At 37.9% G+C, this 23,403-nt stretch carries 23 protein-coding genes; 3 read left to right on the top strand and 20 right to left on the bottom strand.

The annotated features are described in order from the left end of the window. Positions 1-122: 122 nt before the first annotated feature. Positions 123-608, bottom strand: a complete 486-nt coding sequence (locus F4694_RS31525) for a nitroreductase family protein (protein WP_179603819.1) — start codon at positions 606-608, stop codon at positions 123-125. A 152-nt stretch (positions 609-760) separates the two neighbouring features. Beyond that, a complete protein-coding gene (locus F4694_RS31520; RefSeq protein ID WP_179603818.1) occupies positions 761-1,489 on the bottom strand; it encodes a M50 family metallopeptidase in 729 nt (242 codons plus the stop codon). A gap of 208 nt (positions 1,490-1,697) precedes the next feature. Here F4694_RS31520 and F4694_RS31515 point away from each other — a divergent pair, with 208 nt between their 5' ends. Further along, positions 1,698-2,822 (top strand): ABC transporter ATP-binding protein, encoded by a 1,125-nt coding sequence (locus F4694_RS31515; RefSeq protein ID WP_179603817.1) that lies wholly within the window; start codon positions 1,698-1,700, stop codon positions 2,820-2,822. Then, positions 2,822-4,372 carry an ABC transporter permease/substrate-binding protein gene (locus F4694_RS31510; RefSeq protein WP_179603816.1) on the top strand — a complete coding sequence of 517 codons (1,551 nt, stop codon included), beginning with the start codon at positions 2,822-2,824 and terminating at the stop codon, positions 4,370-4,372. The genes F4694_RS31515 and F4694_RS31510 overlap by 1 nt, the downstream gene beginning before the upstream one ends. 33 nt (positions 4,373-4,405) lie before the next feature. On the opposite strand, the gene F4694_RS31505 is transcribed toward F4694_RS31510, so the two are convergent. The 14 genes from F4694_RS31505 to F4694_RS31440 form a co-directional block, all read right to left on the bottom strand. Continuing rightward, complete coding sequence (locus tag F4694_RS31505; RefSeq protein ID WP_179603815.1) at positions 4,406-5,023, bottom strand: TrkA C-terminal domain-containing protein; 618 nt, start codon at positions 5,021-5,023, stop codon at positions 4,406-4,408. A gap of 126 nt (positions 5,024-5,149) precedes the next feature. Further along, a complete protein-coding gene (locus F4694_RS31500; protein ID WP_218895921.1) occupies positions 5,150-6,148 on the bottom strand; it encodes a VOC family protein in 999 nt (332 codons plus the stop codon). A 5-nt stretch (positions 6,149-6,153) separates the two neighbouring features. Then, on the bottom strand, positions 6,154-6,939 hold the full coding sequence (locus tag F4694_RS31495) for an SDR family NAD(P)-dependent oxidoreductase (protein ID WP_179603814.1): 786 nt from the start codon (positions 6,937-6,939) through the stop codon (positions 6,154-6,156). A gap of 31 nt (positions 6,940-6,970) precedes the next feature. Beyond that, positions 6,971-7,474 carry an aromatic-ring-hydroxylating dioxygenase subunit beta gene (locus F4694_RS31490; protein ID WP_257029516.1) on the bottom strand — a complete coding sequence of 168 codons (504 nt, stop codon included), beginning with the start codon at positions 7,472-7,474 and terminating at the stop codon, positions 6,971-6,973. A 67-nt stretch (positions 7,475-7,541) separates the two neighbouring features. Continuing rightward, positions 7,542-8,846: an aromatic ring-hydroxylating dioxygenase subunit alpha gene (locus F4694_RS31485; protein ID WP_179603812.1), complete on the bottom strand. Its 1,305-nt coding sequence runs from the start codon at positions 8,844-8,846 to the stop codon at positions 7,542-7,544. A gap of 91 nt (positions 8,847-8,937) precedes the next feature. Beyond that, a complete protein-coding gene (nadX, locus tag F4694_RS31480) occupies positions 8,938-9,720 on the bottom strand; it encodes an aspartate dehydrogenase (RefSeq protein WP_179603811.1) in 783 nt (260 codons plus the stop codon). Between the two features lie 17 nt (positions 9,721-9,737). After that, positions 9,738-11,183 carry an aldehyde dehydrogenase family protein gene (locus tag F4694_RS31475; protein ID WP_179603810.1) on the bottom strand — a complete coding sequence of 482 codons (1,446 nt, stop codon included), beginning with the start codon at positions 11,181-11,183 and terminating at the stop codon, positions 9,738-9,740. 12 nt (positions 11,184-11,195) lie between these two features. Next, complete coding sequence (locus F4694_RS31470) at positions 11,196-12,884, bottom strand: thiamine pyrophosphate-binding protein (RefSeq protein WP_179603809.1); 1,689 nt, start codon at positions 12,882-12,884, stop codon at positions 11,196-11,198. 24 nt (positions 12,885-12,908) lie between these two features. Beyond that, positions 12,909-13,700: an SDR family oxidoreductase gene (locus F4694_RS31465; protein ID WP_179603808.1), complete on the bottom strand. Its 792-nt coding sequence runs from the start codon at positions 13,698-13,700 to the stop codon at positions 12,909-12,911. Positions 13,701-13,721: 21 nt separating this feature from the next. Further along, a complete protein-coding gene (locus F4694_RS31460) occupies positions 13,722-14,636 on the bottom strand; it encodes a VOC family protein (protein WP_179603807.1) in 915 nt (304 codons plus the stop codon). Positions 14,637-14,747: 111 nt separating this feature from the next. After that, on the bottom strand, positions 14,748-15,287 hold the full coding sequence (locus F4694_RS31455; RefSeq protein WP_179603806.1) for a cupin domain-containing protein: 540 nt from the start codon (positions 15,285-15,287) through the stop codon (positions 14,748-14,750). Between the two features lie 150 nt (positions 15,288-15,437). After that, positions 15,438-16,718 carry an MFS transporter gene (locus F4694_RS31450; RefSeq protein WP_179603805.1) on the bottom strand — a complete coding sequence of 427 codons (1,281 nt, stop codon included), beginning with the start codon at positions 16,716-16,718 and terminating at the stop codon, positions 15,438-15,440. Positions 16,719-16,911: 193 nt separating this feature from the next. Further along, complete coding sequence (locus F4694_RS31445) at positions 16,912-17,700, bottom strand: IclR family transcriptional regulator (protein ID WP_179603804.1); 789 nt, start codon at positions 17,698-17,700, stop codon at positions 16,912-16,914. A 39-nt stretch (positions 17,701-17,739) separates the two neighbouring features. Then, positions 17,740-18,525 carry an alpha/beta fold hydrolase gene (locus F4694_RS31440; RefSeq protein ID WP_179603803.1) on the bottom strand — a complete coding sequence of 262 codons (786 nt, stop codon included), beginning with the start codon at positions 18,523-18,525 and terminating at the stop codon, positions 17,740-17,742. A 228-nt stretch (positions 18,526-18,753) separates the two neighbouring features. Here F4694_RS31440 and F4694_RS31435 point away from each other — a divergent pair, with 228 nt between their 5' ends. Next, positions 18,754-19,542 (top strand): IclR family transcriptional regulator, encoded by a 789-nt coding sequence (locus F4694_RS31435; protein WP_179603802.1) that lies wholly within the window; start codon positions 18,754-18,756, stop codon positions 19,540-19,542. Positions 19,543-19,615: 73 nt separating this feature from the next. Here the strand turns inward: F4694_RS31435 and F4694_RS31430 are convergent, their stop codons facing one another. The 4 genes from F4694_RS31430 to F4694_RS31415 are packed head-to-tail and all read right to left on the bottom strand — an operon-like array spanning position 19,616 to position 23,038. Beyond that, positions 19,616-20,368, bottom strand: coding sequence for an ABC transporter permease (locus F4694_RS31430; protein ID WP_179603801.1), 753 nt, complete (start codon positions 20,366-20,368; stop codon positions 19,616-19,618). 50 nt (positions 20,369-20,418) lie between these two features. After that, a complete protein-coding gene (locus F4694_RS31425) occupies positions 20,419-21,183 on the bottom strand; it encodes an ABC transporter permease (RefSeq protein WP_179603800.1) in 765 nt (254 codons plus the stop codon). Then, entirely contained in the window at positions 21,176-21,985 is an 810-nt protein-coding gene (locus F4694_RS31420) for an ABC transporter ATP-binding protein (protein WP_179603799.1), read from the bottom strand. The genes F4694_RS31425 and F4694_RS31420 overlap by 8 nt, the downstream gene beginning before the upstream one ends. 48 nt (positions 21,986-22,033) lie before the next feature. Continuing rightward, positions 22,034-23,038 carry an ABC transporter substrate-binding protein gene (locus tag F4694_RS31415; protein ID WP_179603798.1) on the bottom strand — a complete coding sequence of 335 codons (1,005 nt, stop codon included), beginning with the start codon at positions 23,036-23,038 and terminating at the stop codon, positions 22,034-22,036. Positions 23,039-23,403: the final 365 nt, after the last annotated feature.

Below are 23,403 nucleotides of genomic sequence, written 5' to 3'. Positions count from 1 at the left end.
GTCCTATTATTTATATATATTATAACATATTAACGCGGTGAATCATTAAAGTAATTACGAAAAATAATAGCTGTCGAGATTTTCTCGACAGCCTGGAGACAACCATCTGGTTGTCTTCTTTGTTAAGGTAAATTTTTTATTTTATTCTTAATTGAGGTTCTTGGTTTTGGGTCTGGGACAATTTCAGGAAACCCAATTGCTAATACACCAATGAGGTCATAATTTTCAGGAACACCTAGTATTTCCCGGTTCTTTGCTGTGATACCAATTGATGACCAGAAAGTACCTACCCCTTCAGACCATGCTGCTAAATTAAAGTTTTGCACAAAGCAAGCTGTGGCAAGTGCATTTTCCTCTTTTTCAACTGCGGTTGCACCATGTTTGGATATAACAGCAATTAGCACAGGTGCATTGCCAAAATTGGTTTTATGATTGAGTTTTGCTCTTGTATCAGGTCCAATAAAGTACACTTCCCATGGTTCTGTTAGTCGGTGGTTTGGAGCCATCTTAGCTGCCTCCAGCCAGGAGTAGATTAAGTCTAAGTCAACAGCTTGAGATTTGAACTTTTTAATATTCCTCCGGCTTTTTATAATATCAAGGATATCCATTTTAGCCCCTCCTTTATATATTGAATTTCAAAGTGATACTATTCACATTAACCTATCTTATGTTCTATTTTCTAAAATATTTACATAGACTGAATATTCTAATCTAATCTACTATTAAATAGAGGGGATCGCCAAAACGGCGAGCTTCCTGGTTAGAATTCTTTTGTTCCTTCAAACTGATAATTTTGCGGTATTTCACCGGCACCTAAACAAAACAAGCCTTTCTTAAAACCAAGTACAATGAAAAAAAGTGCTTGAACAAAGAAGTATATCCCCCACACTTGAGCAGGTATAAATGCCGTTAATAGAGATAAATTGGTAGCGTCTCCTGCTGCATCCGGCTGAATTATACTGATGGAGAAAATATCATATGCTGTACTGACCGATTCCACTAATAGTACTGAAGCAATTAACAACACTAGGTTATGGATTGCCTTTTTACTTCCTTTAATCAGCAGCGCAAGGAACAAAACACCAAAGGAAACGAGCCAAAATATACCATAGGGATTACGCACCCATAATATTAAATTAATAATAATAACACCTAGCAGCATATCAATAAAAAATATATGTTTTTTCTTTTTAATTAACCAAAACGCTACGTATGCCATTAACGAAGCTATCGTATAACCTGCTGCACATGTAATAAAATCAATGATCCAAATAGATTGTGTTCCATGTGTTACACCGTCTGCATTCATGTACAATGAAATCGATTCAACATTGCCCCCAAATAAAGCCATAAATGCATGACCAGATTCATGGATTAACGTATTAATAATTCTAAAATAATCACCAATAATTGGAATTTGTATTAAGAAGAATGCCAACCCAATGAAGAGGAAAAATTTAATACTAAGCCTTTCTTTTAAATATTCCACTTTCCCATTTCCCCTCTTTTCATTAAATTTGCCTATTTTAATACCATCTTACCATTTTTCTTTATATTCTGAAAAATTTTACGCTCCAATACTTTCCTACTAAATACAATCTGACCAGAGAACAAAAATTAGACAAAGAAACAACTTTCATGTTAACATTAGGTTGTTGCAAATTATATCAATGATTTTTTATTAAGGAGGAATGACTTTGATTGAATTTAAAAACATCGTAAAGAAATACAGAAATAAAACAATTATTAAGCCCTTCTCTATTGATATCGAGGCAGGTCAATTAGTTGTTTTTATTGGACCTAGCGGATGCGGGAAAACCACATTGCTGAAAATGATCAACAAATTAATTCACCCTTCAGCAGGAAAGATTTTCGTTAACGGCAAGGATATATCCACCATGGATGCTATCGAGCTAAGAAGAAATATTGGCTACGTCATCCAAAACACTGGTCTCTTTCCTCATATGTCGATTAGAGAGAATTTGGAATTAATCCCTAAACTTAAAGGTGAAGACCCGGCTAAAATTGCCAAAAAAACAGAGGAACTACTCAAGGTAGTTGGATTAAATCCTGCTGAATATTTAGACCGATTCCCAAAGGAATTAAGTGGTGGACAGCAGCAAAGGGTTGGGGTAGCCAGAGCCTTTTCAACTGATTCAGATATTATCCTAATGGATGAGCCCTTTAGTGCATTGGACCCTGTAACAAGAAACTCACTGCAAGATGAGCTTGTTCAAATGCAAAAAGAACTCAACAAAACCATCATTTTCGTCACCCACGATATGGACGAAGCAATCAAAATTGCAGATAAGATTTGTATTTTGAAAGATGGTGATATTCTCCAATTTGATACCCCAGAAAATATTCTAAAAAACCCAGCCAATGAATTTGTCGAAGGATTTATCGGAAAGAGACGAGTTTGGAATAACCCTGAATTGTTAATGGCTGAAGATATTATGATACCTAACCCTGTAAAGATTACTACTAAGCGAACAGTTTTACAGGCAATTGAGATCATGAAGTCTAATAAGGTTGACAGTTTAATGGTGACAGACAAAAATAATATTTTAATAGGTTTGGTGACCTTAAAAGGAATTCAATTACTAAACCGAAATTCAGAGATTGATAGCGTTATGGAGAAAAATGTTTTAGCTGTTTCAGAGGAGAGTAACTTAATTTCCATTTTAGCGACGATGAATGAACATAAAATTGGCTATGTACCTGTTATCAATCATTCGAAGCAATTAACTGGACTAATAACGAGAAGCAGTATTTTATCGGCCTTAAGCAGCCAACTAATTGACTTGGAGGTGGCCTTTTAATGGGTGATTTTTATAATTATTTAAGTTCTAACTACGAACAGATTATTAATTTATTAGGTCAACATATTTATTTAAGTATTATTTCAGTCTTAATTGCCGTTATTATTGGTATTCCGCTTGGCATTTTAATATCAAGAGAGCCAAAGCTTTCGAAGACTATTATTGGAGCAACTAACGTCATTCAAGCAGTACCAAGCTTAGCGTTACTTGGATTCTTAATTCCCTTTATTGGTATTGGAAGTGCACCTGCCATTGTCATGGTTGTTCTTTATTCCCTTCTTCCAATCGTAAAGAACACCTATACAGGATTAACGAATATTGATCCTGACATTCTGGAAGCCGCCAAAGGTATCGGTCTGACCAAGAGTCAAACAATGAAAAAGGTTCAGCTGCCGCTAGCCTTTCCGATGATTATGGCGGGTATCAGAATTTCTGCCGTTACAGCTGTCGGATTGATGACAATCGCAGCCTTCGTTGGAGCAGGCGGACTTGGTTATCTGGTGTTCTCTGGTGTTCAGACCGTTGATAACTATATGATTCTTGCAGGAGCAATCCCTGCATGTATCCTTGCCCTCTTGATTGACTTTGTTGTTGGAAAACTTGAAACGTCATTCTCATATACGAATAAACGAAAGTCAGCAAGTAAAACTGGTAAAACTATAAAGCGTTTAGTTATCGGATTTACCAGTATAATCATCGTAGCTGCTGGTGCCTTTACTGTTTACTCAAAGACAAGCGCCGGGGATACAATTGTTATCGGTTCTAAAAATTTCAGTGAGCAGCTGATTCTAGGACATATGCTTGCTGATTTAGTAGAAAACAAGACTGATATTGAAGTAGAAAGAAAAATGAATCTCGGCGGTTCACAAGTAGCTTTTAGTGCAATAAAAAATGGTGACATCGATATGTATGTCGAATATACTGGGACGGGACTCGTAAATATTCTTAAGCAAAGCCCACAAAGTAATCCGGACAAGGTTTATGACTATGTAAAAAAAGAATTCAAAGAGAAATATGGAATTGATTTATTAAAACCACTTGGATTCAATAACACGTATGCTTTAGCAGTACGTCAAGATACGGCACAACAATACCAATTAAACACCATCTCAGATCTTGCTAAAGTTAGTGAAAACATGATTATGGGGCCAACGATTGAATTTCCAAATCGTGATGATGGATTAATTGGACTTTCGGAAACGTACAATTTGCAGTTTAAAGATGTTCAAGCGGTAGATGGAGGATTACGCTATACAGCTCTTGATAATCATAAAAGTGACGTCATCGATGCATTTTCGACAGATGGTCTCCTTGAAGAATTTGGTTTAAAGGTGTTAGAGGATGATAAAAACTTCTTCCCTCCTTATTATGCTGTTCCAATTGTTAAAGAAGAAACATTAAAGGAACATCCTGAACTTAAAGAAGCGCTTAATTCCCTTGCAGGCAAACTTACAGATGAAAAAATGCGAAAGCTTAATTACAAAGTAGATAGCCTCAAGCAATCACCAAGAAAAGTAGCTACAGAGTTTCTAAAAGAAGAAGGACTATAGTAGAAATACAAAAGCCGGCGCTGCCGGCTTTTTTTAATCCTCCATAAAATGGACGACTCTCTCATAGGTGTCATCATCACCAATAATAAGAAGTACATCCCCTTCTAGGATGAGTGCATATGGACCTGGAGAAATAATCAAATCTCCTTTTCTTTTCATCCCTATGACTGTGCCTCCAGTATTTTGCCAAAATTTCACTTCAGAAATCGTCTTACCAATATGTACACAGCCGGGCAATACCTCTACCTCAATCGGTGCTAATGGATTGGTATGCCGAAGCTTTGTGGAATAATCCATGATTTTTCTAACTGATTCAAAAAGCTCCTCATCGATTTTCTCTCTTTCGACTATAAGACTGTTTATCTCCTTTTCAAGATCCTTTATACTCGCCAAATTCGAAAATCGATGCATATATTTATAGGCATTCTCCCGTGAAGAAATAACAATCCCACTGCCCTTTGTCGATTTAACGATCTCGACATCTTCCAATATCTTTATTGCTCTTCTTACTGTTTCAGGTGAAACTTTATATTCACTAGCCAGGGTAGATCTTCCGTGAATCTTTTCACCTACTTTAAATTTCCCATCGTAAATACGATTTGCTAAGTCAATTGCTATCCGTTCATAAGTTGGTATTTGTGCCCTCTGCATATATTCCTCCACTATGCTGTGTCCATCTGTTTTTTATACTTCCACTATACTCTAAAAAAAATGTCGATGCGAATTGGAAGATTAATCTCTCCCAATAAACAAAAAAAACGCCAGGCACCGAGGTGTCTAGCACTTATTATAAGAATCAAATCTTTCAAGTAATTCAATGATCACTTTAAAGTCAGAAGTGGTATCGATACATGCATATCTGCCTTTCCCATTATAGAAATTACCAGTTTGAATAACAGGATAACCCATATCCTCTAGCAGCTTAATTTTTTCCTCCATATTTTTTATAACAAACGAAATATGGTGAACTCCTTCCCCATGCGTTTCAAGGTACTTTTTCCATGTACTTGGAGATTTACCAGGTTCAATTAATTCAATTTGAAGCAGCGGGGTGTTAATAAACATATATTTACAATCGCCTTCAGTGGGCTCACCTTCAAATACAACTTGTGTAAGCTCGCTCGGTCCTGATTGAATAACCTGTGGTTTATCAACCCCAAGTAGTCTACAATAAGCATCAGCTGTGGCCTCGAGATCCTTTACAACAATCGCCAGCTGCTCGACCTTATTGGTCCCAAGCAAAGGTTCATAGGATTCTTTGCTCGGCTCTTTGTCCCGTGGTTCAGCACTTTCAAGTAGTTCTACCAGCGTTTTATAATCCTCCAAGGTATCTACATAAACATATCTGCCTTCACTAGAAGTAAATTCACCGCTTTGAAGTAAAGGATAGCCATTTTCCTCAAAAACAGGAAGCTTATCCTTAATAGAATCCACATCAAATGCAATATGATGAATTCCTTCTCCAACTGTATCTAAAAATTCTCGCATTGTACCCGGTTCTTCGTTTGGCTCGATTAATTCAAATTGTACGGTTGTTGTATTCATAAACACTAATTTACTTCGCGAATTCGTTGGCTTGCCGAGATAAACCACTTTCGAAACCTCACTATCACCCGTTAAGAACCATGCAGGTTTCGGAATACCGAGAAGTTTAGCAAACATTTCAGATGTCTTTTCAATATCACGAACAACAAAGGCAAGTTGATTGATTTCATTATTTCCAGCCAAAGGCTTCTTTTCTGTTATCGATTCTCTCACAAATGTTCTATTTCCCATTTTTATTAACCTAAACCACGGACAGATAAGCCCCCATCACTCGAGATCACTTCTCCAGTAATGGCCCTTGCGTTATCGGAAGCAAGAAGCAAATAAGCACCCACGTGGTCTTCAGAAGACATTGCAATCCGAAGTGGGTTTCGTGATTTTATACTTTTTTCCTTTGTCTCCTTATCTACCGTTTTAACAAATGGTTGAAGCGGAGAAATGACATTTAGGGCTGTCAACGTTCCTCCCGGAGCAACAGCATTCACTCTTATATCAGGAGCAAGTTCAAACGCAAGCTGCCGCATTAAGCCAATCTGTGCGTGTTTGCTGGCGGTGTACCAGACTCCACCCCCATCAGGATAGAACCCCGCACCTGACACAGTGAAAATCATATTACCACCTGTTTTCTTCAATTCCTCCACTGACGCCTTTGCCCCATTGAAATATCCTTTTACATTGATGTCAAACAGGACGTCATATGCATTTGACATTGCTTCGGGAGTAACTGTTTGGAATTTAGCAAAACCGTCAAACACACCAGCATTCGCAACAAAAACATCCAACTTCCCAAATGCTTCCACTGCCATTCGAACTGCATCAGTATGTGCTTGATAATTCGTAACATCTCCCTCGATACATTGTACTGAATCACCAAACTGCTGCTTTAATTGATTCAGTCCCGCTAATGATTTATCGAGAACAGTAAGTACTGCCCCTTCTTTCACAAAAGCCTCTGTTACAGCCTTTCCGATTCCAGAGGCACCACCTGTCAAATATACTGATTTACCACTTAACTGAGCCATATCATACTGCTCCTTCCTGCTAAGAAAGCTACTACACAAAGATAGCTAGATTACGTGTATTAATCGTCGTTTGGTCAACAATGAAAAAGCGTTTCGAAAGCTTCCATTCTCCATTTTCAAAAATAAATTCATCATGTCGTTCACCAGATATTAAATCGTGATGAATATCTGTGCTCCGGCTCCTATAAATCATTAAATAACTGTTAACGACTGCCTTTTCATCAGGTACGTAATCAAGCAGCCTGACATTATTGACTAGCCGTCTAGTCCGTGAAGGTGGAATTTCTGCCCATGCATAATCCGTTTTCAGACGATCCACACGAATTTTCAACAGTTCAATATCATCATCAAACGCAAACATATCCAACGCATAATCGGGGCGTTCTATCCCCTCTTTATTAACGCGAACCGGCATTTGATATTTTAAAGATGGGTGCATTAAACTAAACCAGCCATCAAAATCAATATCATCCAACAGTTTAGCTTCCCGATAGAGCCATTGTTCAAACTCGTAGGTTGCTAGCATCTTCTCCATTGTCATAACTTCTCCCTCAATCCTTTGCTAGTTTTTGATAAAGGTCATGAAAAGTGTGAGAGCAATCTCATTTCGTCATTAAGTCAAGCCAATAACGATAAAAATTTCGTTGATTTGCTTCTGTGAATTTATCATCATATACAACTCCAGGGCCAACGAATTCGGTTACTGGTTTTCGGTGCAGGCCCATCGTATAGTTAAATGACAGCTGTTTCACTAATGGCATCGTGCCAGACGCTGCTGCAGTAATATCAGTAAACACTTCCGTATCATCTTGTTCAAAAATACCAGAAGGGCTAAATGTTAGAATAAATGACTCCCTTGAACGTCTTTTCCAATCCTCTGGGGCATTTTTCTCCACTAAGAACCAAGTAATCACTTCCATTTTATCTACAGAAATAGGTCTCCAAATTCGCATAGAGGTGTTAGAGATTAACTGTCCTTTAATTTTTGTATGTGAAATTAAAAAAGATAGGTTAGGAAAGATGTTTCCAATCATATTTTTAAGATTTGATAGAACCTCATATTGTTCTACTGTTAAATTAGATTTGTATTCTTCTTTTAATTCCTCTGGGAAGGCAAAGTCTGGATTTGGCGTACCCAGGTTTAAACCATGCCCGTTGGTTGTGTGGATTTGATAACCTTTTTTCGAGTATGTTGCACTTGGCACCATTCCTAATTTGGCAATAGATCCGTGAGTAACCATCGTATGATAGGAATCACCCACGAAGTTATCTGCTCCGATTTTCCAATTAGAATGAATGACGAATCTTTGCGGCGGTCCCATTACCTCCATTTCTGCTCTTCCTGCAAAAATATCAATATACCATTTAAAATCTCCTAAAAAAACCTCTAAAGACTCTGCTTCATCATTCCAAGTTCCAAACAATAACCCTTTGTATGACTCCACTCTAATTTTGTGTAAACCCAGCTGTGATTTATCTAAGCTATCCCCGTAAATGTCCTTTTGCAGGGGAACGCCCACACAATCTCCATTGTTTTTAAAATTAAAACCGTGGTAAGGACAAGTAAATAATGACTTATTTCCAGCATCCGCGCGGCAAAGCTTCATGCCCCGGTGTGTACACATATTATACAAGCCGCGAATTTGATTATCGGCGCCTCGAGAAATAATGACAGAATAGCCAGCCACATCCCTCGTGATGAAGTCATTTTTGTTCGGAATTTCTGATTCGTGTCCAATGAATATCCAGGTTTTTAGAAATACTTTTTTGTGCTCTAAATCATATATCGTTGGATCACCTAGAAGATAGGCAGGAATGGACCCAGTTTCAGGTTGAACGGTTTCATTTAAGTATTCAATCGCTTCTTTTTGAGACATTTCTTCTAAATTTATGTTCGTTTTGTACATGCCTAATCCCCCTAAACATAGATTGGTGGTAACTCATGCAGGGGAAAAAGTAATTCAAACGTTTGCCCCTGGATGTTATTTATAATACTTTTTAGCCAACTTGGATTACCGCATCTTTATTTTTTAATGATGATAACACACTTAGTGCTGCCAAATAACTTGTTTTTGGATTGTTCGGCATTGGATCATTCTCAACCTTGATACTTAGATCACCAAATGAACCTTTTGCTTCAATACAATGACTATTTTTTTTAATAGATGGATCGGATATAATTTTAACTCTTGTTTTTTCTGGTCCTAAACCTGCAAGAGATAAAATGATTGATACATTGATGTTTTTCGGAAATAGCTCAATAGCCTCTCTCGCTGAACCCTCAAAAAGTACTTGCTCTTTATCCAAAGGTGCGCCTGGTAAAGCCTGAGGAGGCTTCCTTGTAATAATCGAAACACTTTCGAGCTCACCATTGGATTTCGCTGCCTTTAATACATCTAAACCACCAATTGCACCCGAGGGTAAGTGGATTTTTTTACCATTAACCTTACAAATTTCCTCAAGTGATTGAATGAAATTCAAATCACTAAGAGCACCTACACTGCTTAGTACTAAATCCTTTCCACTGCTTAGAATGGATGAAGCATTTTGTTTTACCACTTCAACTGTAGCCGCCTCAACTACTAAATCTACATCTGATTGTAGAAGTGATTCAATATCCTCAAATACTGAAGTATCAAATTCAGCTGCTAGCTGCTGAGCAGATTTTGGATTGCGTGTATAAATACCTATAATTTTGGAATCTTCTATTAGTTTATGGGTATTTATGCTCTGAAGTAGAAATCTTCCAATGTTTCCACCGCCGATTAATCCAATTTTCATCTGTAGGTTCCTCCTTCTCAGTTAGCAAACCCATAGGAATCCGCAAAATATTCTAACCCACAGTGCCTTACTTCACGAGATAGTCCACTTTCTTTTAGACCAGGGAAATCAAGATGGAGGTCTTGGAAAACGGTATGGTTATTATGAAAAACAGCTCCTGCTTCTAATTGGTCTGCTAATTGGATTGCCAGTTCTTCGTCCTCAGTCCAAACTGACGCTCTTAAGCCGAATTCACTATCATTTGCAAGCTGAACGGCTTCCTCTAAATTTGAGAAAGGTAGAATAGGAATGACAGGACCAAACTGTTCTGCACGAACAATTTCACTATTTTGATCTACACCGGTAATAATTGTTGGTAATATAAAGTAACCTTGATCCCATGATTCAGGGTCTATCTGAATTCCAGAGGAAATGATCGTTGCACCTGATTCAGCTGCACGTTCAATTAACCCTTTAACATAGTCATATTGCGATTTATTATTTAATGGCCCCATCTCAACATCAGGCTGAATACCGTTCCCAATCCTGATTCTTTGAAATTCTTTCTTTAGTTTTTCTACGACCTCTTCATATTTTGATTCATGTACATAAATCCTTTTAATCGCAGAGCATACCTGGCCTGCAGCACGAAGTACACCGAATCGAAGACGTTTAATACTGTCTTCATCAAGATTGGCATTCTCAAGAATAATGGCCGCGTCATTTCCACCCAGTTCCATATAGAGTTTTTTTACTGTACCTGAAGCTGCACGGATGATCTCTTTTCCAGTTTCAGTACTGCCCACGAAAGCAATCGTCTTTACTCTTGGGTCAGAACAAAGCGCCTCACCAATTACACTGCCCGAACCTGTTACAACATTGATTACTCCTGCAGGAAAATAGGAAGCTACCACCTTTAAAAATGACATAATTGTCAGGGGACAATTTGTAGCTGGCTTAACCACTACCGTGTTTCCTGTCAACACAGCCGGAATCACTCGCTTGAAAGTTAAAATCATCGGGGAGTTCCATGGTGAAATTACGGCAGTGACACCACGTGCACGTTTTCGAATTTGCACCTTTTGATTACCTGGCAATACTTCATGCTTCCACCATTCAAGAAGTTCATCTGCTGCTTCGTGCATAATATCAACACAGCGCAGCAAATCTTTCTTTGCCTCTACTAGTACTTTTCCATTCTCACGTACTAGCAATGTTACATTCTCTTCAACTAGTGCTCTTATTTCTTCAGCTGCCAAGTGCATGTTGCTTGCTCGTTCCTCAATATCACTACGAGACCAGGTTTGGTAAGCCTTTTCGGCAGTGGCTAGAGCATGGTCGACATCTGACTCGGAGCATAAAGCAACTTCTCCGACTATTTCATCTATATTTGCTGGATTGATGACATAAGCTTTTTTCTCTGCTTCATACCAATTGCCACCAACCAAGTATTTACCTGAAACAAATGGATATGTTGAAATCATTCTTTTCCCCCCTTAAAGCTTCCTTGGTTTGAATGCATCTGCTGCACCAGGAGGTCCTCCAAATGGCTTAGCCATTGGTCCCACAGCTTCCATATCAACCACAATCATTGTTGGTTTTTTAGTATCAACTGCATCTTCAAGTGCAGAAACAAATTCATCAGGAGAGCCGATTCTCGTGGAATCAAACCCCATAGATTGTCCTAACAGTACAAAATCAGGACTTAGGAGGTCTACTGCAACTTGACGTCCGTAAGCAGCGTCTTGTATATTTCGGAGAACACCATAACCAGCATCATCGAACAGGACTACAATTAATGGCAGATTTTCTTGAGCAGCAGTTGCCATTTCTCCAACATTCACCATAAATCCACCATCACCAGCCATCAACACCACTTGACGGTCTTTGAAAGCGATTTGTGCTCCAATGGCTGTAGGTAAACCCTGGCCAATCCCCCCTCCAGAAGCGTGGATAGAAGTACGAGGTTCGTAAATCTCAAATAATCGACTGCCCCAAACATTTGCTTGGACGGTTACATCACGAACTAATATAGAATCCCGCGGTAAAACTTTTCGCATACCATCTAGAATTTGTTCATAGGGACCAAGGGTTGCTCGTAACGCACCACGCAATTCTTGACGAACCGATTGCACTTCATCTAGATAAACTGGGTCAGGCTGTAATTCTTTTTTAGATATTTCTTGAATGATTGTATGTAGGATTTGCTTGGCATCCCCTACTAACCCATGGGTAACTTCGTAGTTTCGATTAATCGCTTGCCAATCTGCATCAATCGCAATATGTTCTTTCGGGACAGTTACTTTCCAGTTCGCCGTTTCATTTCCTCTAAATCTTACACCAATACTGATTAATAAATCAGAATCCTTTAATAGCTTCTTCGTTAACTCATAGGCAGCAAAGTGACCGATACACTGAGGATGATCCTCTGGTATACTTCCTTTACCTGATTGACTTGTAATAACTGCTGCACCAATCAATTCTGCTAATTGCTTCACTTCCTGTGACGCGTCTGCACTAATGACCCCTCCACCTGCCCAAATAACCGGTCGGCGGGCATTAGTGATTTTGGATAAAATTTCTTTGGGTAAATCTAAAGCTAAATGATTCGATTGAGCTGCGAATCTGACTTCTTCAAGAGGATGATTTGGAATAATTGCAGATTGAAAATCTATGGGAATTTCAAGTGAAACTGGTCCAGACGGAGCAACTAATGCATCTTGAATTGCTTGTCTAATTACAGCAGCTGTTTGCTCCGGTTTTCTTAAGCGAATTGCCTTTTTACAGGCTCCTTCGATCATCGACAACTGATCCTTACATTCGTGAATATACCCTCTTCCCGTACCTAAGTAAGGGGAAGCCACTTCACCCGTTAAATGCAGTACAGGTACGCCCGCTGCCCAAGCCTCAATAAGTGAACCTGCCGCATTTCCAGCCCCTGTCCCTGTACTAGTAATGACTACACCCAATTTACCTGTGGCACGGGCATACCCATCAGCCATATTTACCGCACCGCTTTCACCGCGCGAACAGACAAGGTGAATACTTCCTTCACGAAGAATTGCATCATAGATCGGCATGTTATGGATGCTGACAATACCGAAAGCTGTGGTTACACCTGCTCGGACTAATTCTTGAACGATAGCATCTGCCGTTGTAAATTCCATTTGAACTTGTGGACTCATCATTTACTCCTGCCTTTATCCGTATTATAGTGCTTTCCCGAGTGCTCCCGCCGTTTCTATAGTAGAACCCGATACATAGCTTGCTTGTTTAGAAGCTAAAAAGAGAATGACACTCGCAACCTCTTCAGCTTCCCCAACACGTCCTAATGGTATATTCCGCTTCTTTGCTAAATCAGCATAATATTCTTCAGGATCCATATCCGGGGCATTTTTCATTCTTCTACGCTCCCATTGGTCGGTTCGTATTAATCCTAGGCTGACTGAGTTTACTAGAATATTATCAGCTGCAAGCTCTTGAGAAAGGGTTTTACTTAAATTTAATAGACCAGCTCTCGTAGCTGCTGTCGCAATCATATGACGTTCAGGTTCTTTGGCCAGCGTTGCGTTAATATTAATAATTCTTCCTCCGCCTCTTGTAACAAGGTAAGGATGAGCTGCTTTTACAGCATATATGATGGCAAAGTATTTTAATTGAATTTGCTCCATCCATTGTTCATCACTAACATCAAAAAAGTATCCCATTACACTCTGACCTGCAGAATTTACTAAAATATCAATACCATTAAAGTTAGCCGCAGCACCGTTTATAAATGCGTTAACATCTTCTTTATTTGTAACATCACAGGTTGCAGCATAAATAGAATCAGGGGACCCAAACTGCAATAGATAATCAAATGCTTTCTCTTTTCGCTCGCTATTTCTACCACAAATTGCTACTTTGGCACCTTCTTGGAGGAACAACTCAGCTGCTTTTAATCCAACACCTGATGTTCCTCCCATTATGACGGCTACTTTGCCTTTTAGACCTAAATCCATTTCGACACCCCTTATTCTCCTTTAGAGCAGTGCTTTTACGTTTACCCAACCAGGGTCTGGCTCTCCACCCATGGCTGCGCGGGTTTCTGGCTTTGGAGGTCCAGCAATTCCCCATTGGTCCATCAAATGAGGGACACGTTTCCAAACTCGAGCTCTCCATTCACTTTCATCCTCAATGGTATCTAAATAACAGGTATATTCCATGACAAACTTTGCGGGATCCTGGAAGTAGCAAAAAATATTATTACCAGGGCCATGACGTCCTGGTCCCCAAATCTCTTGATACCCAGCCTTCCTCACATTGGCAATTCCACGCATAACTTCATCTACTGTATCTACTTCATAGGCGATATGGTTTACGGAAGCATGTTTATCTTGATTAAATGCAAGTGAATGGTGCTTCCGATTACAGCGAAGGAAGGACATCTGATGTTCGCTCCAATCGGTAACTTTAAAACCGATAATATTCGTATAAAAATCGGTAATCATATCAAGGTCTGCTGTATTCATTACAACATGGTTAAGTTTAACGGGGTCAACATTTTTCTTATTCCAAATGGTTGTATGCATCTCAACCCATGCAGATAATTCGATACAGCGATTTTCAGGATCAACAAATCGCAGACCATAACCTTTCCCTTCTTCATCTAGATAACCAGGATCGGCTATTATTTTTACTCCTTTGGAAGCAAGGAATTCTGCTGCTCTATCAACGGCATTTTTATCTACCATACCAAAAGCAATATGGTGAAGGCCTCTCTTATCACCTGCATGTAAGCTTAAGATGTGATTTTCAGGGCCGGCGCCACGAAAATATACGGTTTTTTCATCTTGCGCTACCTTATCTAAACCCCAAATTGTTTCATAAAAATCTGCCTGTTCTTGCAGGACTGGGGTTATTAAACCAATATGTCTTAAATGGGTAATACCAACCATGTTTGCACCTCCATAAATGCTTTTATCATTACAACTGTAGCATAAAGGGGATGATCCCAATGAAAGTTAGAGGACCATCCCCATCAAAGAAGATTTATTTAAAAAATATATTTATTTATTTCCGTTAATAATTGCTTCTCTTTCTTTAGCACGTTGAATACGTAGCTCTTCAAGCGGGCTGCCTTCTACATAAGTAGGGAGGTTTGGTTTAACAGCTCCAAGCATGACAAGCATTAGCGCTTCTTCGTCACCATCGTTGTGGATACCACGGTATACACCTGGAGGTGAGCTAATACAATCTCTTTCATTTAAGCGAATTTCATGGACTTCATCTTTCCCTACCTCTTGAATAAGCGCTTTCACACTGCCCTTGAGAATAAAGAAAACTTCTTCAACATCATCGTGCAAATGTAATGGACCAATACATCCAGCAGGAAGAACCATCGTGCTTAGTGTAAAATGTTCTGCTGCTATCACATTTGAGTCATTATTAGCTGTAGCTCCACGACCGATATATCTCATTTGAGCTCTTTTGTATCTTGGATCAATTTCTTCTTGAAACTTTAAAACGTTCCAATCTAAAGTACGATCTTGTAATCTAGCCACATATTTCTTTTCAAACTCTGCTACATTAAATTTTTCTTCTGCCATCAAAAACACTCTCCTATAAAATTAATTTTATTTTGTTTTAAATATAAAACACTGTTTTCCTTATAAACCAATTTTAAATCCCAATACTTTTATTGTCAATTAAAAATATTGAGAAAATTCAAAACAATGTTTTATATTGGTAACCGCTTTCTAAATAATTACTCTATTAGAATTTACTTTAAGACTTCGAACATCAGTGGCCTCTTTTTTTATTGTAAATAGATATGCTGCAAAACCTAAAACCGCTGCTACGATTAACATCACAATCGAAGGTCCAAAGTCCCCACCTGAAAGATCACGAAGCCAGCCCATAATATAGCTAGAAAAACCGCCAAGTATGTTCGTGAATCCCATTAAGCCTGCAGCACGACCTGCTGTTGCTGGTGTAGAATATTTTACAATAAATAGATTACTTAAATGGAATACTCCACCCTGGGTTCCCATTGCTAGTCCCATACAAATGCCTGCTATTACAGGATGTGGAGCAAGTATGGCCGACGCTAGAAAAATTGCAGTCAAACTGAATAAAATGGTAGCAAGTAAACTAGGCCGCTTCGTTTTGTCCGCTAAATATCCGCAAGCTAGTACAAAGCCTAGTGCAAACAGCCAGGATAATGAGGTGATACCAGTCATAGCCTCTCTTGAGAAGTCTTTTGCTTCTACTAAATAAGTAGGGAGCCAGATACTGATTCCAAAAAATAAAAATGAAGACATAAGCATTCCAAACCAAACAATCCAATATCGATAGTCTTGCGTAAAGTTTTGCTTTGGCTTTATTTTTTCATTTGGATCGGGAGTGCGAATATACGCTAACTCCTTTTGATCGATATGGGGATGTTCCTCAGGAGTATCTCTTGTTAAAAATACAAACATAGGTATGACGATGAAAAGGTTAAATCCAGCTAAAAAGAAAAATGCGGCTTCCCAATGAAAAGTAGCGATTACTAAGCTTAATATTACCGCTCCACAGGCAGGTCCAAAGTAGTTTCCAGCCAGCCACGAGGATTGAGCTCTACCAAGTTCGCGATGGTTAAACCAATTGGATATAAACTTCCCACAGACAGGAATCATCATCCCTTCACCAAATCCTAGGATCACACGGCTTACAAGAAACATCTCATAGGAAGTTGCCAGCCCGCCAAATATCATTGTGAGTGTCCATAAACAGAGACCCATGATAGCTGTTTTTCTAGCACCTAATCTATCAATAATAAAGCCCCAAAATAGATTCGAGAAAGCATAGGCAACTGTAAAGATGAATGTGATGAACCCAATTTTTGCGTTTTTATCTGCACCCGTTAAACCTAGGTCTGCTAAGAATGTTGGATCGGTTTGAATTACTGAAATACCTAACTTATCAATTTGTCCAAAAAACCAAAAGAAAAAGATTGGGACTGCAATATATAACCACCTTTTGTTGCCCTTTAACATTGATTTCCCCCTTACATAATTATTGTTTTATATAGGAAACGCCGTTTTTCCTTATCTTAATTTTAAAGTTATAAGAATATTATGTCAATAAAAAATGAATAAAATGTTTTATCATAGAAATTATGTTTTATATATAAAACACACCTAGATTAAAGCACAAAAAAAACTTGCATTTGCAAGCCTTTTCTACTTATTAATTTTTCAATTGATAGCCCATATAACTAGACAATTTAGATGATGTTTCTAATACCCTTGGCAATGCAACCTTTTCAATAAACTCATTATGGAATGTATTTTCAGTAGCGACTACATTAACAGCTGCCAATACTTTTCCTGAGCGATCAAATATTGGTGCTGCGACTGATTGAATCCCTAACGTTAATTCTCCTTTAGTAATCGCATAACCTTTGATACGGATTCCTTCTAATTCTTCTTGTAAATCTAGGAAATCAGTTTGAGTCCTATCTGTATAGGGTTTAAGATTTGAGCCATATAAAACCATATTTAAATGCTCCTTCGATTGGTATGCAAGCTGTACCTTCCCATTTGCAGTTGCATGAGCGGGGAGTCTAAGTCCAATATTCACATTAATGGCTGAAATGCCTCTAACAGGGGCGCTCCCTACATAGACTACTTCATGTCCATCCAATATCGACAGATGACAAGAAGCTCCTGTTTCATCTCTTAAACTTTCAATATATGGCTGGGTAATTTCTGGAAGCCTTAAACTGCTTAAGTATGAAAATCCTATTTCTAAAACTTTAGGAGTTAAACTATATCGCTTAGTAGCTTCATCTTGAGCTAGGTATCCAAGTGATTGAAGAGTAAATAATAATCTAAATGGTACTGTGCGACTTACATTTAATTCTTTTGCAATTTCTACCAATGATAATGTTGGACGGTCTTCACCAAACAACTTTAATATTTCTAATCCTCTAACTAACGCATTGGCATTATAACGTTCCTTATCTTCCTTTGTCATAAGTTCTACACCTCCCTTAACGGTACTACGTACTTCAATTTATTTAAGAAAATCCAGGACAATTTTATTAAAGCTATTTGGATCTTCTTGATAACATAAATGTCCTGTCCCTCGTATGATTTCAAACACGGAATTTTTTAAATGACTATGGAAAATCTCTGACTCACTCACCGGGGTTACTTTATCCAATTCTCCACAAATAACTAGTGTCCTAGTCATAATAGAGGACAACATATTCATTTGGTCTAGATGAAATAGAGAATATGCCACTGAGCGATATCCCATTGGTCTTACTTGAGACATGATTCTTTCCGCTTCCTTCTTTACTTCAGGGTCAGGATTAGGAGACAATAGTTCCTTTACTCTTATATCAGCAATTTCCTTTGGGTCTAATGTATTAATATTATTTATGCGTGCTACTAATTTCTTTTGATTTTCTTCAACACTTAACGAAGCTGCCCCTCTAGTTGCATCTGAGATGATTAGGTTGTCCACCATTTCAGGAAAACGATAACAAAAATCAAGTGCAATCGCAGAGCCCATTGAATGTCCTAAAAGAGTTACAGATTTATAGTTTAGGGCTTCAATAAAGCCTTTTAAAACATCTGCAAACTGCCAAAACTCTGTTAATTCCTCTTTTGGGTCTGAACTTTTTCCATATCCAGGTGCGTCCCAAGCAATGACCGTATAACTATCACTTAGACCTGCTAATTGTTTTTTCCAGGATTGAGAGTTGTTCCCCATCCCATGAAGAATGATGATAGGTTTCCCATTTCCTTCTATCTCATAATGAATGGATAAGTCCTGTACCGATAGATACGGCATATTCTACCTCCTGTACGTATTTATGTTTTTTCTACAAAACACTGTTTTTCTTTTACATAATATAACATTTTCTCAATTAGTCAATGGAATTTTCCGATTATTTGATTTTTCTAACAAAATTCCCTTTCTGTAATAAGGCGTTGAATAGGAAAATGTTGTATACTATTAACGAATCTTATAATTAACTTGCGAAATCTCAACTACTGTTTTACTAGGAGTGATATCTATATGTCTGAAGATAAAAATGATCGATATTTATCCAATTCCCTTGTAAGGGGATTAGAAATACTAAAGATGTTCAATGGAGAAATGCCTACACTTTCTCTATCTGAAATTGCAAATAAACTTAATGTTAGTCGGACAACTCCTTACCGTATCTTGTTCACCCTTCAATCCTTAGGGTATATTCGCCAGGATGAATTAACGAAAAGATATGAACTAACACCTAAAGTTCTTGAACTTGGGTTCACCTATTTGAATACAATGCCTTTGTTAGACTTAGCACGTCCATATTTGGAAGAACTCAGAGATGAAACAGGATTATCAACACATCTCGGAATACTTGAAGGCAATGAAGTAGCTTATATCGCTAGAGTTCCTGGAAAAGGTGTTTCTACCGTCAATGTTACCGTTGGATCAAGACTTCCTGCACATGCTACCGCTTTAGGGAAAGTATTGCTTGCATTTCAAAAAGAAGAGAAATTAACAGCCATGCTTCACGGGAACGAATTAAAAAAATATACAGGCAAGACAAAAACACAATTACTTGCCTTGGAAAATGAATTAAGAGAAATAAAGGAAAAAGGTTATTCTACAAGTGATGAAGAATTTGAAAACGGGATCTTTTCTGTTGCCGCACCAATTTTAAATAAACAGGGTCATATTATTGCTGCAATCAATGTCGTAGCACCAGTGGCCGTCTGTAAAGGTGATTTTATTACAGAAACCGTTATTCCAACATTGCTAAGGCATGCAGACCAACTCTCTTCCTATTCTGGTTATCACCAACATAGTTAGTTTTGGCAGGGGATATCAATTCTCATTTCCATCAATAGAAGGACGCGAAATACTTATCGATATCCCCCTTGTTTTAATGCCAAAAAATAAACTTTTTCTGTATTATATCGAGAATAACACTCATTAAATAGCCTAGTATGGCAATCAGCATTACGGATGCTAATACATTTTCTTGGACTAGTGATGAAGACATAAAACTTAATAAATATCCCATTCCTTCTGTTGAACTAATCATTTCTGTCAATATTGAAATAATGAGAGCTAGCGGAAGTGCAATTCTCAAGCCCGTAAAGATAGACGGTGCTGTTGCAGGCAGCAATACCTTCCAAAACATGTTGAAATGATTAGCTCCCATATTCTGTGAAGCCCAAACATATATATGATTTACCCTTAATGCACCATAGTAGGTATTAATAATAATAGGAAATAAGCATTCCAAAACGATTAAGAAAATTTTAGAACCTGAACCAATACCCAGCATAAAAACAAGAATTGGGTATAGTGCTACCCTTGGTATGGGATAGCCAATTGAAAGCATCGGCTGCATTAATTTGTTCATTAGATTAAAACGGCTCATCATGATTCCCAGTGGGACACCAATCACAGCGGCAATCGTAAATCCACTCAATACACGGACCATTGTAACCGACAAATTATCCCAAAGCAGAGGTGATATTGCTAGATCGTACGCCACCCCAATCACAACAAACATGGATGGGAATAGCCTTTCTGGCATTATACCAAGTGCAGCAATAACTTCCCATACAATCAATAATATAAAAATAGATTGATAATCTACTACTTTATTCCAAATCTGTTTGATCATCTCTTCACCTCTTCAAATCACTAGTAAGTTCCTCTATTATCAACCCTGGATTATACTTTATTAACATCCCACCATAATACTTTGCTTCGAATTGTGAGTAATAGTTTATCAAAGATAAATCCCAGTAATCCGATAAATGCTACTCCAGCAAACATATAGTCTGTTCTTCCTCCAAGATCGGCATTAAGAATCAAGAACCCTAATCCAAAACCGTTCGCAGCCCCAATGATTTCTGAGGAAAACATCATAACAAAGGTCAATCCTAATGAAACTCTTAATCCATCAAAAATCTTAGGAAGTGTAACTGGAAATACAATTTTTCTTAATAATTGAAACGTGCTTGCTCCCATATTTTGTCCTGACCACAAATAGACTTGCTTGATGGATTTTACCCCATCTCTTGTAGCAACAAAGCATGGAAAGAATGCTGTTAAAAAGATAATTAATATCCGAGTAGTATCAGTTATACCAAACCAAACCATTAAGATAGGAAGTAACGCAATCTTTGGTATAGGGTTTAACGTGTTTACAATTGGATCCAAGAATGTTCCCACTCTTCGATAATAACCTGCTAAGATTCCTAGCGTAACACCTACGATAACAACTAACAAAAAGCCCATCAGTGATCTAAATAGACTGAAACCAATATGATTTAATAAATCTCCATCCGCCCAAAGTTCACCCATTGATTTAATTATAGCTATTGGACTCGATAAATAGGTTGGGAACCATTGAAAGCCGGCTAGGAGTTCCCATATTAAAAATACTGCCAATAGCTCAATAACAGCAATCATTCGGAGAGGTTTGTTATCCATTGACTACCTCCGATACAATTTGAACTGGTTTATGATGCTCTTGATGAAGCATATCCCAAATTTGGTTACGATAATCTCTAAATTCTGCACTTTTATAGAGATTTAAATCTCTTGGTCGAGGGAACTTTATATCAATAACCTCCGAAATAACAGCTGGTCTGCCGGAAAAAACAACAACTGTATCACTTAAAAATACGGCTTCTTCAATATCATGGGTAACAAATAGAACACTTTTCTTCGATTCACTCCATATTCGGAGCAGTTCAACCTGCATTTCCTCTCTTGTTTGCGCGTCTAATGCACCAAATGGTTCGTCCATCAATAACACTTCTGGATCAAAGGCAAGTATTCGTGCCAATGATACCCGCTGCCTCATTCCTCCAGACAATTGCGAAGGCAATTGATTTCGGAAGTCCCATAATCGAACCAACTTTAAGTACTTTTCAACGATTTCATTTCTTTCCTTCTTTGCAACCCCTTGAATATCTAATCCCCAAGCAACATTATCAAATACATTTAACCATGGAAACAGTGCAGACTCTTGAAACATCATTCCTCTGTCTGGACCTGGCTTTTCGACTTCTTTACCTCTAACCTTTACTTTTCCAGAAGATTTTTCAATAAATCCGCCAACAATGTGTAAAAATGTACTCTTACCACAGCCGCTTGGTCCGACAATACTAACAAATTTCCCTTCAGGGATCGTTAAACTCACATCTTTTATCGCAACGACTTCTTCCTTTTTAGTGGAATAAACTTTTCTCAAATTTTCAATTTCCATTGCAGCATGCTTTTTGGTCATTTGTACTCCTCCTATTTATAAATGCGAGGACAAATGTCCCCGCACTAGTTATTCAGATGGCAACATAGATGTATCAATCAAATCATCTAGATTTATCTTTTTCTCAATCCATTTATCTTTTAACATTAATTCCTGAACTTTCTCCCAACCATCTCTGTTAATATAGGCAGAACGATTATTATCGGTCATGTTAATATAGATTTTTGGATCAGCTTGGACCTTCTTCGTTTTATCAATGATCAATTGTCTTGCTTCTTGGCCATTTTCTTGGTAATACTTTACAATACTTGCATAGTCAGCTAAGAAGTCTTTTACAGCTTGCTTATTTTCCTTAATAAAGTCTGGGTGTAAGAACATAATGAGGAAATCTTCATCGAATGGAACTCCTGTTTTAGAGGTGAAAATGGTTTTGAACTCACCGCTCTCTTCGGCAGCTGCACCAAATGGTTGTGGGAACATTCCTAAATCTATTTTTTTTGATTTGACTGCTTCTGTCATTGCTGGAATTGGGGTTATTGCATATTTCACATCTTTATCCGGATCTAATCCAGCAGATCTTAATGCACTTCGAACCCACATATCCGTAGGGGATTTAAAATCGGAAAGCCCAATTGTTTTACCTTTAAGGTCCTTAATGTCGTTAATTTCTGAGTCTTTTAATGTCATGAAAGCTGAATTGAAGCCTACATCCGGTGTATCCTTAGATACCACAGCTACAACTTTCATTTCAACCCCTTGGGAGCTCGATAGAATGGCCGCACCTTGTCCTAATGTTCCCCCATCAATTTGATCTGCTTGATAAGCATTTAATCTATCAGCATTTGCTCTAAATTGAGAGAGATTAAGTTTATAAGTTTTTCCAAGGTTTTTAGCTAACGATGGGTCTGCCTCGAAAAGCCAAATTGGTTCTTCTGTTGCAAATCCGCCGCCAAAGTTAATTTCTACCACTCCTCCATCTTTCTTCCCAGAAGTTCCTGATGACTTTTCGCCGGAACATGCTGCAAGCATGAGGGCTAGTGTAATCAGACCGAAAAATAATAAGTACTTTTTCATAAATAACAACTCCCATTCTCTCTCAAATTTTCAAACGATTGACATCCCCTTACTAAAACCATCCCATTTGTTTCATTTTCGATTTCATTTAAATAAGAAAAGCAAAATTAGAGTTTATAGCACAATCACTCTCCTTTTTGTTTTATATACAAAAACAAGTTTTGCTATATGTACATTGTAATAACAGTTAAGATAGTAGTCAATTGATTTATTTGAAAATATATAATTTTCAGTAAATCAAAAATTAAAAAAAGCCTCAGTTTCCTGAGACTCAGGCTGTTTAGAAATCTAGACAGCCATTATCTTTTTTAACTTTAAAAGTGTACAGATTTTCCCTAATATAGGTAGCACGTATAATGCGTCCT

The sequence above is a fragment of the Neobacillus driksii genome (assembly GCF_013409995.1).
Taxonomy (GTDB): Bacteria; Bacillota; Bacilli; order Bacillales; family Cytobacillaceae; genus Neobacillus; species Neobacillus driksii.
This window is presented reverse-complemented; position numbering and strand designations above follow the sequence as displayed.

What these genes read in the sequence shown, in the direction of transcription:
- F4694_RS31525 (WP_179603819.1), bottom strand. Translation starts at nt 608, where the DNA reads ATGGATATCCTTGATATTATAAAAAGCCGGAGGAATATTAAAAAGTTC.
- F4694_RS31510 (WP_179603816.1), top strand. Translation starts at nt 2,822, where the DNA reads ATGGGTGATTTTTATAATTATTTAAGTTCTAACTACGAACAGATTATT.
- F4694_RS31505 (WP_179603815.1), bottom strand. Translation starts at nt 5,023, where the DNA reads ATGCAGAGGGCACAAATACCAACTTATGAACGGATAGCAATTGACTTA.
- F4694_RS31500 (WP_218895921.1), bottom strand. Translation starts at nt 6,148, where the DNA reads ATGGGAAATAGAACATTTGTGAGAGAATCGATAACAGAAAAGAAGCCT.
- F4694_RS31495 (WP_179603814.1), bottom strand. Translation starts at nt 6,939, where the DNA reads ATGGCTCAGTTAAGTGGTAAATCAGTATATTTGACAGGTGGTGCCTCT.
- F4694_RS31490 (WP_257029516.1), bottom strand. Translation starts at nt 7,474, where the DNA reads ATGGAGAAGATGCTAGCAACCTACGAGTTTGAACAATGGCTCTATCGG.
- F4694_RS31485 (WP_179603812.1), bottom strand. Translation starts at nt 8,846, where the DNA reads ATGTACAAAACGAACATAAATTTAGAAGAAATGTCTCAAAAAGAAGCG.
- nadX (WP_179603811.1), bottom strand. Translation starts at nt 9,720, where the DNA reads ATGAAAATTGGATTAATCGGCGGTGGAAACATTGGAAGATTTCTACTT.
- F4694_RS31475 (WP_179603810.1), bottom strand. Translation starts at nt 11,183, where the DNA reads ATGATTTCAACATATCCATTTGTTTCAGGTAAATACTTGGTTGGTGGC.
- F4694_RS31470 (WP_179603809.1), bottom strand. Translation starts at nt 12,884, where the DNA reads ATGAGTCCACAAGTTCAAATGGAATTTACAACGGCAGATGCTATCGTT.
- F4694_RS31465 (WP_179603808.1), bottom strand. Translation starts at nt 13,700, where the DNA reads ATGGATTTAGGTCTAAAAGGCAAAGTAGCCGTCATAATGGGAGGAACA.
- F4694_RS31460 (WP_179603807.1), bottom strand. Translation starts at nt 14,636, where the DNA reads ATGGTTGGTATTACCCATTTAAGACATATTGGTTTAATAACCCCAGTC.
- F4694_RS31455 (WP_179603806.1), bottom strand. Translation starts at nt 15,287, where the DNA reads ATGGCAGAAGAAAAATTTAATGTAGCAGAGTTTGAAAAGAAATATGTG.
- F4694_RS31450 (WP_179603805.1), bottom strand. Translation starts at nt 16,718, where the DNA reads ATGTTAAAGGGCAACAAAAGGTGGTTATATATTGCAGTCCCAATCTTT.
- F4694_RS31445 (WP_179603804.1), bottom strand. Translation starts at nt 17,700, where the DNA reads ATGACAAAGGAAGATAAGGAACGTTATAATGCCAATGCGTTAGTTAGA.
- F4694_RS31440 (WP_179603803.1), bottom strand. Translation starts at nt 18,525, where the DNA reads ATGCCGTATCTATCGGTACAGGACTTATCCATTCATTATGAGATAGAA.
- F4694_RS31435 (WP_179603802.1), top strand. Translation starts at nt 18,754, where the DNA reads ATGTCTGAAGATAAAAATGATCGATATTTATCCAATTCCCTTGTAAGG.
- F4694_RS31430 (WP_179603801.1), bottom strand. Translation starts at nt 20,368, where the DNA reads ATGATCAAACAGATTTGGAATAAAGTAGTAGATTATCAATCTATTTTT.
- F4694_RS31425 (WP_179603800.1), bottom strand. Translation starts at nt 21,183, where the DNA reads ATGGATAACAAACCTCTCCGAATGATTGCTGTTATTGAGCTATTGGCA.
- F4694_RS31420 (WP_179603799.1), bottom strand. Translation starts at nt 21,985, where the DNA reads ATGACCAAAAAGCATGCTGCAATGGAAATTGAAAATTTGAGAAAAGTT.
- F4694_RS31415 (WP_179603798.1), bottom strand. Translation starts at nt 23,038, where the DNA reads ATGAAAAAGTACTTATTATTTTTCGGTCTGATTACACTAGCCCTCATG.